Origin of the sequence: uncultured Butyricimonas sp., from assembly GCF_959596855.1 — a bacterium.
GTDB classification, from domain to species: Bacteria; Bacteroidota; Bacteroidia; order Bacteroidales; family Marinifilaceae; genus Butyricimonas; species Butyricimonas muris.
In genome coordinates this window covers 68,585-81,210 of sequence record NZ_CAUFYA010000008.1, presented here as the reverse complement: position 1 = coordinate 81,210, position 12,626 = coordinate 68,585, and the positions used below count along the sequence as shown (strand labels likewise).

The window sequence follows — 12,626 nt, the reverse complement described above, 5'->3', positions numbered from 1 at the left end:
AAACATACATAAACCCAAACAAACAATAGCATTATGACAGTACAAGACATTATCTCGCGTTTAAATCTTACCGTTTGCTCGGGCAAAGAAGGATTGCAAAGAGAAATCAAAGGAGGTTACACGTCCGACCTGCTAAGCGACGTCATGGGACACGCGCAAGAAGGTGACGTGTGGATCACACTCCAAACACACAAGAACGTGATGGCTATCGCCTCGTTGAAAGAGATTGCCGCGATCATTCTCGTGAAAGGCCATGTGCCCGAAGAGGACACCCTCGCCGAAAGCGAGAACGAGAACATCCCGATTCTCTCCACCCCGTTACAGGCGTTCGAGATCACGGGACAACTTTATAAATTATTACACCCGTAATACCGCCCGTCATGGAAATCCGTGCCGACTTGCATATTCACACCATACTTTCACCTTGCGGGGATCTGGAAATGAGTCCCGCGAATATCATCGGCATAGCTTTAAGGAAAGGCATTTCACTCATCGGGATATCCGACCACAACTCCACCCGACAAGCCCCGCTCATTCAAGAATTGGGAGAAAAACAGGGGCTTCGGGTGCTTTGCGGCACGGAAATCAACTCCATCGAAGAGGTACACGCCCTCGCCTACTTCCCGACTCTGGAAAGACTCGCGGAATTTCAAACTTATCTGGATCATCACCTGCCGGACATAAAGAACAATCCCGACAAATTCGGCTATCAAGTAGTAGTCGATGCCGAGGAACAAATCACCTACGAGGAAGAACGCCTACTGATTTCAGCGCTGGATGTAGACCTCAACACCATAGAACGGGTAGTCCACTCCTTGGACGGCATCTTCATCCCGGCACACATCGACAAATCGCGTTTCAGCATCCTCTCACAACTGGGATTTGTCCCCAAAGACCTGCGCTACGAGGCTCTGGAACTTAGCTTTCGCGTCACACCGGAAGAATTTATCCGGCAAAATGCCTATTTGTCCGGCAACCCGTTTATTCGCTCTTCCGACGCCCATTACGCAGACGACATCGGGAAAGTAACCACCACGCTTTCGCTACCCGATCTATCATTCGATTCCATCCGGAATGCCATACTGGATTTAAAATACAACATCAAGTAAAAAACGGGTGTACACGCTCCTCTAATAAGAATTTATCGCTATCTTCGCTCGTCAAATCAAGAAATATGAGCAAAAAACTCCAAATACATAATAGTACTGCCGAATTTCTTATCTTTCAATTAGAAAGCAAGGAAGAAGGAATCGAAGTATTATATCAAGATGAAACTCTTTGGCTCACGCAGGATGCTATAGCACTCCTATTTGATAAAGGTCGTTCAACAATAGCCGAGCACCTGCAAAATATTTTTCAAAGTCAAGAGTTGCAAGAAGACTCAGTTTGTCGGAAATTCCGACGAACTGCCACAGATGGCAAAGACTATGCTACCAAGTATTATAATTTGGACGCGGTAATATCAATCGGCTATCGCACAAACTCGGTACGAGCCACTCAATTCCGTCAGTGGTGTACATATGTACTTCGTCAATTTGCCATTCGAGGCTACGTGATTGACAAAAAGCGGATGGAGAACGGTACATTCATCAACGAGGACTATTTCGAGCATTTGCTTGCCGAAATTAGGGAAATTCGATTAAGCGAACGCCGTTTCTATCAAAAACTGACTGATATATACGCTACAAGCATTGATTACAACCGAGATGCACCGACAACACGAATGTTCTTTAAAAAAGTGCAGAACAAGATGCACTACGCTATTCATGGACATACTGCTGCAGAACTAATAGTTGAGCGAGCCAATGCAGAAAAAGAGCACATGGGACTTACCACATGGGAAAAGGCGCCTGACGGTAAGATTGTAAGAACGGATGTGGCTATTGCCAAGAACTACCTTAAAGCGGATGAATTAGAGTCGATGGGACGCATCGTCAACGCTTTCCTTGATTTGGCTGAAGATAGAGCAAAACGGCATATTCCCATGACTATGGAGGATTGGTCTACTAGAATAGATAAATTTTTGGATAGTGATGACCGCCCGATATTGACTGATACAGGAAAAATATCGGCAGAACAAGCCAAACTATACGCAGAAAGTGAGTTTGAAAAATACCGTATCATTCAAGACCGATTATTTCAATCCGATTTTGATAAATACAATACAGATAATCTGCTTGATTTTAATTGTGAAGAAAAATAATAATGAGGAGATAATTAAAGTTTGAAGAATTACTTCACCTTTATAGGTTAAATAAAGACAATTTTGAAATACCGAGATTATGTTCGTAGAATCCATGACCGCTGAAGAAATCATCAAGGAAACCAGACGGGACCTTGCGCTCCTTGAAAACTACAAGGAAAAAATATACCAACTCCACCGCCGGGATTTCCTTTTGGCTAAAAAATATCCCGTGACATTCCAGCATGAATGGGTATCGCCCGCCACACGCAACAAATGGTGCGTCACGATCACTTGTCACAGCAAAAAGACACGGGAAGCCCCCGAAATATACCACTACTCCCCTTACGCGACATCCCGGGGAGTCGGCGTCATTTTTCCTTTTTACGATCTGGATACCGAAGACTGGGCATTCAGCAGATTCACCGGACATTTTTTCAGCCGCTACCGCAACCGTTATTTGATACCCAACAATCTATGCACGCCCGGTATGGATGTCATTGATTACTTCATCAAAGATAACATATCCTTTTCTTTATCTGAAAAAAAGAAAGAAGACAATAGCTTCACTTGTTGCCTGAAAGACGGTATCGCTCTTGGTATTTTTGACTCGATTCTCACGGTTTTCCGCACGTTCGTATCACACGATATGCTCTTTAGAATACAGAAACGCTCCCTGCAATCCAGTATCGAATATCAAAAAACACTGGACGATTTCCTCACGAACAAACTTCCCAATTCCTACAAGCAATACTGCCTGCAAGGACGAGTAGGACGGGTTGCAGGTCCCGAACCCATACCCCATCTATCCTTGGACGACGTGAAAGACCTCCTGAAAGATAAACCCAAAATACCGTTGTTCTCTCCACTCACGGGAAAAATCGAGTTCGAGGACTAAGGAAAGGGTTTATAAAGTCTGCGGCTACCGCGGTGCTTCGTTCACGGCAGCAAAGCTGCCAAAGAAACAGTACACGTGCAGGTTTTCCCGAGTTCTTTTCCCCGTGCATCCCTAGGGATATTCTAAGGTATCTTAGATTGCAATTAATTGATTATTACATTATTATCATACTATCATTCTATTAATATATGATAACAATAGAATAACAAGGAGTGTAACCACTGGGAATCAATAGGATATACATGGGGAAAACTTTATTGTACGCGAACTTTTTTATAGTCGCCTTCGGCGAGTTGCAGGTTACAGGTTGCATTTGCCTTCTGCAAATTACAGGTTGCTTTTCTTGCGTTGTAGACTGTATTCAATATTCACAATCCGCTTAAGCGTAACACCCTCTCAATATGAACTTAAACCCCTCAAAAAACATCTCAAAAAACGAACGTTTAATTAGAGTACAAATATAGGCAATAAATCCAATATGTAAAGAAAGCAGGTTTGATTTTAAGAAATTAAATATCAATATACATAGCGATATAGCCTGCTCTTCGACTTCGGGAATAAAAAACGACGTATTAAACGTTCATTTTTTGAATGTTCAAAACAAACCGAATGAACAGTAATAACGATAGAGTTGAAACATCAAAAAGCAAAACGATACTCGTTGCCGAGGACAACGAGAGTAATTTTCTTTTGGTCTTCACGGTGCTAAAAAAAGACTACTCTATCATCCGGGCACATAACGGCGTGGAAGCCATTGACAAATTCAAATCAGAAAGCCCGGATATTATTCTGATGGATATCAAAATGCCCGAAATGGACGGACTGACCGCCACCAGAAAAATCCGGGAATACGACACCCGAATCCCGATCATTGCCCTTAGCGCCTTCGCTTTTGAAACCGACAAACAAGAAGCCATATCAGCCGGATGTAATGATTATATCACGAAACCCGTGGACTTCAATTTACTGAGAGCAACACTTAAACGACACCAGACGGAATAATTATACCCCGCCATTCATATCATTGTTTTCCAACGCAAAGCTAAAAACATTCAGGGCACAACAATTAAGGAATAAATTCTTCATTAGAAGCAATCTATATTATTACAAGTTAAGGATAAAATGCTTGTTTCTATTAATAATTTAATTATATTTGAAGCGATTTTTCTCGCGATTGAAACTAAACGAGAGAAAAAAAGAAAAATTTATAAGAGCGTGCGAATCTTATTCAAGAAAAAAAGTGTAAATTAACAGGTGTGGAATGCAAACGTTATCGGACCATATCCTAGATATCGCCCAGAATTCAATACGAGCCAATGCCTCTCGTGTCGAAATCAGCTTGCAAGAGAAACCAAGTACGGATTCTCTTGTATTCACCATTCATGATAACGGACGCGGGATGGACGAAACCACGCTGGCAAAAGTAACCGACCCTTTTTTCACGAGCAGAACGGTACGCAAAGTGGGACTCGGCATACCCTTGTTGAAACAAAATGCCGAAGCAACGGGAGGGACACTGAAAATAGAATCAAAGGAAGGAGTGGGCACGACACTGGAAGCCAGTTTCTCTCTCTCGCACTGGGATCGTCCGCCAATGGGCGACGTGGCAGGTTCTATCGTGATACTTGTCTCGGCAAACCCCGACATTGAATTTATCTACCGTCACATCACGGAGAAAGGAGATTACACTTTTGACACGGAAGAAGTAAAAGAAATCATGGAAGGAGTACCCATTAACGATCCTGAAATCGTTATGGCTCTGCGCCAGATGATACGGGAAAATATAAAAGAAATAACACAAACAACATAAGACAAAATAACCTTAATCATTTAATAATGGAAAAAATTAAATCACTTGCAGACCTCAAACGTATTAAGGAAAACGTGCAGACGAAGATCGACCTTCGCGAGAAGAGCGAACAGGTAGAGAACTTGGTTCAGATAAAAGTAGCCATGGCAACTTGCGGTATCGCCGCGGGTAGTAAGGAAACCATGAATTATTTCATCGAGAACCTCGAGAAGAACGGGATCACTGCCGTTGTCACCCAAACGGGATGCATGGGATACTGCTATGCGGAACCGACAGTTGAGATTACCAAGCCGGGAAAAGACCCGATCGTTTTCGGTCACGTTACCACGGAAAGAGCGGAAGAAATCATTCAAAAGTATTTAAAGAATGACGAGCTGGTGGCTGACATCATTCCGGTTAATTTTGATACAATCAGAGACAGATAAAACAACTAATCAAAAACCCGAATATCTATGAGTTATAAAATGCATGTCCTCGTTTGTGGTGGAACGGGATGTAGAGCATCTGCCAGCCAACAGATCATTACCCGGCTGGAAGAAAGTTTAAGAGAGAAAAACTTGGACGACGAAGTTCAAGTGATCGCTACCGGTTGTTTCGGTTTCTGCGAGAAAGGACCGATCGTGAAAATCATGCCGGACAACACTTTCTACGTTCAAGTGAAACCGGAGGACGCCGAGGAGATCGTGAACGAACACGTGATCAAAGGAAGAAAAGTAGAGAGATTATTATACAAGGATCCGGAAAAGAAAGAAGCCGTGAGCGACTCCAAGCACATGGGATTCTACAAAAAACAACTCCGGATTGCTTTACGCAACTGCGGATTCATCAATCCCGAAAACATCGAGGAATACATCGCGCGTGACGGGTACTCCGCCCTCGCGAAATGTATCACCGAACTGAAACCGGAAGAGGTAATCCAAGAAATCAAACTGTCCGGCTTGCGCGGTCGCGGCGGCGGCGGTTTCCCGACAGGATTGAAATGGGAATTTGCCAGCAAATACCCGGCTGACCAAAAATACGTGGTTTGTAACGCCGACGAGGGTGACCCGGGTGCTTTCATGGACCGTTCCATCATGGAAGGTGACCCCCACTCCGTTATCGAGGCAATGGCCATCTGCGGGTACAGTATCGGGGCTACCAAAGGTTTGGTATACATCCGCGCCGAATACCCGCTTGCTATCCAACGTTTGAAAATCGCTATCCAGCAAGCTAAAGAATACGGGCTGTTAGGAGAAAGTATCTTCGGTACCGATTTCTCCTTCGAAATAGAATTACGCTACGGCGCGGGAGCATTCGTGTGCGGGGAGGAAACCGCGTTAATCCACTCCATGGAAGGACACCGCGGGGAACCGACCATGAAACCGCCCTTCCCGGCTGAATCCGGTTATTTGAATCGCCCGACCAACGTGAACAACGTGGAGACTTTGGCGAACATCCCGGCTATCATCATGAAGGGAGCCAACTGGTTCAACAAAATCGGAACGGAGCGTTCCAAGGGTACGAAAGTATTCGCCCTCGCCGGAAAAATCAACAACGTGGGACTTATCGAAGTACCCATGGGAACCACTTTGCGCGAAGTGATCTACGAGATCGGCGGCGGTATCAAGAACGGCAAGAAATTCAAAGCCGTACAAACAGGGGGGCCTTCCGGCGGTTGCTTGACCGAGAAACACCTTGACGTGCCGATTGATTTCGACAACTTGCTGGCTTCCGGCTCCATGATGGGATCAGGTGGTATGATTGTCATGGACGAAGACGACTGTATGGTATCCGTGTCCAAATTTTACCTTGAATTCACGGTAGAGGAATCCTGCGGAAAATGTACGCCCTGCCGTGTAGGAAACAAACGCCTTCACGAGATACTGGATAAAATAACCCAAGGCAAAGGCACGATGGAAGATATCGACACGCTGAAAAACCTCAGCCGCGTGATCAAGGATACAGCCCTTTGCGGGTTGGGACAAACATCCCCGAACCCGGTACTGTCTACCCTTGATAATTTCTACGACGAATATCTGGCACACATCAAAGACAAGAAATGCCCGGCAGGACAATGTAAGGCATTATTAATGTACCATATCGATCCGGAACTGTGTATCGGTTGCGGGTTGTGCGCGCGCAATTGTCCCGTTGACGCTATCGTGGGAGAACGGAAAGAAGTGCATTTCATCAACACGGCAAAATGTATCAAGTGTGGTGCTTGTATGGAGAAATGCAAGTTCAAAGCAGTTAGCACGAGATAATTGAAAATTGAGAATTAAAAATTGAAAATTGCTTAGGCAACCTGCTAAGCTAAGGAGATTTTAAAGATGGAAAATAATATAACACTAAAAATAGATAATCGAGAAATCAGCGTTCCCAAGGGAACCACGATTCTTGAGGCAGCCCGGGAACTGGGTATCGACATCCCCACCCTTTGCTACATGAACCTGAAAGATTTGTGCATCAAGAACGCCCCGGCATCTTGCCGTATCTGCGTGGTCGAGGTGGAAGGCAGAAAAAATCTTGCCCCCTCTTGCGCCACCCGGTGCGAGAACAATATGGTGGTACGTACCAACACCATGCGCGTGTTGAACGCCCGTAGAACCGTACTCGAACTGATGCTGTCGGATCACCCGTCAGACTGTTTGGTCTGCGCCAAATCAGGCAATTGCGAATTACAGGACACGGCCATCAAATTAGGTATCCGTGAAATTCCGTTCGCCGGCGAGAAATCAGAATTCAAAGTGGATTTGTCACCCTCCATCCGCAGGGATGCAACCAAATGTATCTACTGCCGCCGTTGCGAAATGATGTGCAACGACGTGCAGACAGTCGGCGCATTAGGCGCCGTGAACCGCGGGTTCGCCTCCGTGGTAATGCCCGCGTTCGATGACGCGTTGATAGACTCGGAATGTACATTCTGCGGCCAGTGCGTTGCCGTGTGCCCGGTAGGTGCCTTGACCGAATTGTCACACACCAATCGCCTGATCAACGATCTGGCTAACCCGGACAAAACCGTAATCGTGCAAACAGCTCCCGCCGTTCGTGCCGCCTTGGGTGAAGAGTTCGGTTTGGCAGCCGGAACATCCGTTACCGGAAAAATGGTTGCCGCTTTACGCAAACTGGGTTTTGCCAAAGTATTCGACACCGACTTTGCTGCCGACTTGACCATCATGGAAGAAGGAACCGAATTGTTGGGACGTCTGAACGCGTTCCTGAATGGCGACAAAGAAGTGAAATTACCGATAATCACGTCATGCTGCCCGGGTTGGGTGAACTTCTTCGAGAAACAATTCCCCGATTTGCTGGACAGACCGTCAAGCGCACGTTCCCCGCAACAAATGTTCGGGGCGATAGCCAAAACTTACTGGGCTGAAAAAATGGGTATCAAACGCGAGAACTTGATCGTGGTATCCGTGATGCCTTGCCTCGCGAAGAAATTCGAGAGCGAGCGTGACGAGTTCAAGACAGACGGTGACCCGGATGTAAATTACTCCATCTCCACGCGCGAATTGGCAGCCTTAATCAAAGAAACGAACATCAACTTCATGCAGCTGGAAGACGAAGACTTCGACGCGCCGTTAGGTGAATCCACGGGAGCCGCTGTTATCTTCGGCGCCTCGGGTGGCGTGATGGAAGCCGCCCTGCGTACCGCTTACGAAATCCAAACGGGTAAAACGTTGGAGAACGTGAACTTCGAAGGCGTGCGGGGTATCGAGAACTTGAAGGAAGCAACCATCGACGTGGACGGATTCGAATTGAAAGTCGCCGTGGCTCACAGCTTGGGCACAGCACGCAAATTGATGAATGACCTGCGCGCAGGTAAATCACCGTACCACGCGATCGAAGTGATGGCTTGCCCCGGCGGATGTATCGGTGGTGGCGGTCAACCGTTCCATCACGGGGATTCTGCCCGTATCATGGCCCGTTCCAAAGCTCTTTACACAGAAGACTCGGAAAAAAGCTTCAGAAAGTCGCACCAGAACCCGTACATCATCTCGTTGTACGAAGAATTCTTGGGCAAACCCATGAGCGAGAGAGCACACCATTTATTGCACACGTGCTATTTCAACAGAGGAAAAGAGATTATTGAACAATAATTATTCGGAAATATCATTATGACACAAATATCATTAGCAAAGTGCAAAGTTGACCAGCTGGTAAAACTGTGTGAAGAGTTCGGAAACCAAGAGGGCGAATTGATCAACGTCTTGCACAAAGCGCAGGAACTGGTCGGTTACCTTCCCAGAGAAGTACAGGAAGTTATCGCGCGTCAACTAAATATACCCGTTTCAAAAGTGTACGGGGTCGTGACCTTCTATTCTTTCTTCACCATGACTCCGAAAGGGGAACACCCGATTTCCGTGTGCATGGGAACAGCCTGCTACGTGCGGGGCGCGGAGAAAGTACTGGATGAATTCAAACGAGTTCTGAAAATCAACGTCGGGGAAACTACCGCCGACGGGAAATTCTCTCTCACCAGTTTACGCTGCGTGGGAGCTTGCGGACTTGCCCCGGTTGTATTGATCGGAGAAAAAGTGTACGGTCGGGTAACTCCCGGAGAAGTCGAGAAAATTCTAAAAGAATTTGAATAAAGTAAAGGGGCGGTCAGTGTGATCGCCCCTTTATTATTTTTATACAGTTTATTAATTTTAGATTGAACGATTTTAGATTTTAGATTGAACTCCTCCGTCAGCTTTGCTGCCACCTCCTCTATAAACAGAGGAGGAACTAAAATACAGTCTTGAACGCTAGAGAAGCAACTTGCCGAAGGCAAATGCAACCTGTAACCTGCAACTCGCCGAAGGCGACTAAACCGTGGTAAAATCACTTTAACGGTAACGAGAAGCAAAAATCAGATCCCGCACCGGGTTTCGATGTAAACCAGAGTTGCCCGTTATTTTTAGCCACAAAGTCCTTGCATAACAACAAGCCTAAACCGGAACCTTCTTCGCTATTCGTTCCGAACGTGGTAAAATGAGTTGCCTCGTTCAACAATTTCGGCTGATCTTCCTCTTTTATCCCGCATCCTTTGTCTGACACGATCACTATGACCTCGTTCAGCCCGTTTCTCTCGTCCATTCTTGTCTCAACACGTGTTGTAACTGTCGTATCCTTATGACTGAACTTTATAGCATTAGAAATCAAATTACGCACGACCGATTTAATCATCTCTACATCCACCACGACCTCGACACTCTCGATTGAACGTTCTAATGCCAAAGCGATTGACTTACTTTCGGCGATCGGTTTAAACACCTCGATCACGCCGTCAACAAGCCCCACGAGGTCGATCGGCTGAGGTACATTCGACAACTTGCCCAACTGACTCTTCGTCCATTTCAAAAGATTATCCAGCAACGAGAACACTTCCTCGGAAGTCTTATTCGCCATTTCCAGCATCTCGAATACATCTTGGGGAACCGAGCCCGGTTCGATGCTCATCATGATGGTATTACACAACATCTTTATCGATGCCATAGGCGACCGCAAATCATGAGCGATAACCGAATAGAGTTTATCCCGTCCGGCAATAGTCTTTCTCAACTCTTCCGTCTGTCTCAGAATAATACGCCGGGCATCCACCAAAGAAAGCTGGTGCTCCACACGAATCAGTAATTCCTCCCTGCGGAACGGTTTGGAAATAAAATCATTCGCGCCCAGTTGGAAACCCTTCACAACGCTGGCGGAATCATTCAAAGCGGTTAAAAATATAATCGGTATCTCGGCTTGTGACGGTTCCACCTTCAAGCGTCCCGCTACCTCGAACCCGTCCATGTCCGGCATCATGACATCCAATAAAACCAAATCCGGGGACTCACTCTTCACCTTCTCCAAAGCCTCCGTCCCGTTCATGGCGTAAATAATATTAAACCCCTCACGTCCAAGCAATGCTTTCAACAATAAAACATTTGACTGAACATCATCCACAACCAATATTTTATATTCAGCTGGATTTATCTTCATACACATCATATTTTAAATAACGCACGTAATTACAGCCACAAATGTACAAACTATAATTCATTTTTATGGCATCTTTCCGACGATAGTTTTTAACTTTCCACCTCTTGTTACCCGTGTCATGGCATCACATTTTCCCTCGTTCGAAATATAAAACGAATGAATATTCAAAAAAATAAGTTTTTAATACATAAAACTAGCAAAAACTGCTCTATGTCGTAGTAATGTTGTATATTTGTATTATCAAAAAGAGAGAGCGTTTGTTATGAGTAAGAGTATTTTAATTGTTGATGATAAGCCTGAAATAGCGAAAGTTATCACAATACAATTATCCAAAGACTATGATGTGCACTCGGAAAGCAATCCGATAGAAGCACTAGCATGGATGCACGCCGGGAATATTCCGGATCTGATTATTTCCGATGTCAATATGCCGGAAATGGACGGAAAGACATTCCTGAAACACCTGAAAGCCAGTTCCATGTTCAACTTTATCCCGGTCATTATCTTATCCAGTCTGGAGAGTAGTAACGATCGGATCGAGTTACTGGAAGCAGGAGCTTCTGATTTCGTGCTAAAGCCTTTTAATCCGCAGGAATTAAAAATCAGAGTCCGGAATTTATTGAGATAACAGCATGTATGCCTATTATATCGGGGAAAATCCGGATTGGATAAAAAGAATATCCGAGAATCTGGAAAATGAGATTACTGTTTTCAGTAACCCCATTAAAACGATATTGTTTATAAACAAACAAGACAGGCACGAAGATTCCCCCGTGTACATCTTCATCGAATCCCGGAACAAAGAACAAGACCTCCAATGGTTGGAAGCCACGGTAAGCAACAACGTGAAAGATGTATACATACTTCTTCTCACGGATAAAGTCGTGAAAGAATACATCCCGCAATATTTGCAGGCGGGAGCGAATGAAGTCATCGATATCAATTCTTCGGCAGAAGATATCCAAACCACGTTGGCTTTTCTCCCGAAACTTAAACTTTACCAAACGGCAAAAAAGAACAGTTGTCCCCGCAGATTCAAACTTCCTCTATGGAAACGGATTTTTGACATCACGTTCTCGACCATCGCGCTCCTGTGCCTCTCCCCGTTCCTGCTCCTGACCGCTCTTGCGATACGGTTGGAAAGTAAAGGCCCTATCGTTTACAAATCCAAAAGAGTGGGGAGTAATTACGATATATTCGACTTCTTAAAATTCCGTTCCATGTACATGGATGCGGACAAACGACTGAAAGAATTTCAAGCTTTAAATCAATACCGGGAAGAATCCGCGGAAGAGGAAACGCTCACCCGGGATATTGCGGAAACAAACAGTACAACTCTTTTGGTTGCCGATGATTTTATCACGACCGAACAAGAGTTGTTAAAGAATCGCCGTACACAACGGAAAAACGCCTTCGTGAAATTCGAGAACGACCCGCGTATCACCAGAGTCGGACGCTTTATCCGGAAATACAGTATCGATGAACTCCCGCAATTAATCAACATCCTGAAAGGAGATATGTCTATCGTGGGAAATCGTCCCCTCCCCCTGTACGAGGCGGAATTACTGACCACGGACGAATACATCGAACGCTTTATGGCTCCCGCCGGGTTAACCGGTTTGTGGCAAGTCGAAAAACGAGGCGACCAAGGAGCCTTATCCGCCGAAGAACGAAAACAATTGGATATAAAATACGCCCGGGACTTTTCGTTCTGGACTGACATAAATATTATTTGCAGAACATGCACGGCGTTTGTGCAGAAAGAGAATGTGTAATTAACAACGTTT

General features: G+C 45.3%; 13 protein-coding genes. 12 read left to right on the top strand and 1 reads right to left on the bottom strand.

The features are described 5' to 3' along the window. Positions 1 to 33: 33 nt before the first annotated feature. The 10 genes from Q5866_RS05555 to nuoE all read left to right on the top strand — a co-directional run bounded on the left by Q5866_RS05555 (position 34) and on the right by nuoE (position 9,467). Positions 34 to 369, top strand: coding sequence for a DRTGG domain-containing protein (locus tag Q5866_RS05555; RefSeq protein WP_099293518.1), 336 nt, complete (start codon positions 34 to 36; stop codon positions 367 to 369). A gap of 11 nt (positions 370 to 380) precedes the next feature. Next, positions 381 to 1,109, top strand: coding sequence for a PHP domain-containing protein (locus Q5866_RS05550; protein WP_303179360.1), 729 nt, complete (start codon positions 381 to 383; stop codon positions 1,107 to 1,109). A 65-nt stretch (positions 1,110 to 1,174) separates the two neighbouring features. After that, positions 1,175 to 2,203, top strand: a complete 1,029-nt coding sequence (locus Q5866_RS05545; protein ID WP_186976366.1) for a virulence RhuM family protein — start codon at positions 1,175 to 1,177, stop codon at positions 2,201 to 2,203. 79 nt (positions 2,204 to 2,282) lie between these two features. Beyond that, complete coding sequence (locus Q5866_RS05540; RefSeq protein WP_303179358.1) at positions 2,283 to 3,080, top strand: hypothetical protein; 798 nt, start codon at positions 2,283 to 2,285, stop codon at positions 3,078 to 3,080. 609 nt (positions 3,081 to 3,689) lie between these two features. Next, a complete protein-coding gene (locus Q5866_RS05535; protein ID WP_227215845.1) occupies positions 3,690 to 4,082 on the top strand; it encodes a response regulator in 393 nt (130 codons plus the stop codon). Positions 4,083 to 4,341: 259 nt separating this feature from the next. Beyond that, a complete protein-coding gene (locus Q5866_RS05530) occupies positions 4,342 to 4,890 on the top strand; it encodes an ATP-binding protein (protein ID WP_099293528.1) in 549 nt (182 codons plus the stop codon). A gap of 26 nt (positions 4,891 to 4,916) precedes the next feature. After that, on the top strand, positions 4,917 to 5,315 hold the full coding sequence (locus Q5866_RS05525; RefSeq protein ID WP_186976364.1) for a ferredoxin: 399 nt from the start codon (positions 4,917 to 4,919) through the stop codon (positions 5,313 to 5,315). Between the two features lie 27 nt (positions 5,316 to 5,342). Next, the gene (locus Q5866_RS05520; protein WP_099293532.1) at positions 5,343 to 7,133 is read left to right on the top strand and encodes an NADH-quinone oxidoreductase subunit NuoF; all 1,791 of its coding nucleotides are present in this window, start codon (positions 5,343 to 5,345) and stop codon (positions 7,131 to 7,133) included. A gap of 66 nt (positions 7,134 to 7,199) precedes the next feature. Beyond that, complete coding sequence (locus Q5866_RS05515; protein ID WP_292266368.1) at positions 7,200 to 8,972, top strand: NADH-dependent [FeFe] hydrogenase, group A6; 1,773 nt, start codon at positions 7,200 to 7,202, stop codon at positions 8,970 to 8,972. Positions 8,973 to 8,990: 18 nt separating this feature from the next. Next, on the top strand, positions 8,991 to 9,467 hold the full coding sequence (nuoE, locus tag Q5866_RS05510; RefSeq protein ID WP_099293548.1) for an NADH-quinone oxidoreductase subunit NuoE: 477 nt from the start codon (positions 8,991 to 8,993) through the stop codon (positions 9,465 to 9,467). A gap of 232 nt (positions 9,468 to 9,699) precedes the next feature. On the opposite strand, the gene Q5866_RS05505 is transcribed toward nuoE, so the two are convergent. Continuing rightward, positions 9,700 to 10,845, bottom strand: coding sequence for a response regulator (locus Q5866_RS05505; RefSeq protein WP_099294679.1), 1,146 nt, complete (start codon positions 10,843 to 10,845; stop codon positions 9,700 to 9,702). A gap of 256 nt (positions 10,846 to 11,101) precedes the next feature. Here Q5866_RS05505 and Q5866_RS05500 point away from each other — a divergent pair, with 256 nt between their 5' ends. Further along, positions 11,102 to 11,467: a response regulator transcription factor gene (locus Q5866_RS05500; RefSeq protein WP_099293550.1), complete on the top strand. Its 366-nt coding sequence runs from the start codon at positions 11,102 to 11,104 to the stop codon at positions 11,465 to 11,467. A 4-nt stretch (positions 11,468 to 11,471) separates the two neighbouring features. Further along, positions 11,472 to 12,614 (top strand): sugar transferase, encoded by a 1,143-nt coding sequence (locus Q5866_RS05495; RefSeq protein WP_303179351.1) that lies wholly within the window; start codon positions 11,472 to 11,474, stop codon positions 12,612 to 12,614. The last annotated feature ends 12 nt before the right edge of the window (positions 12,615 to 12,626 follow it).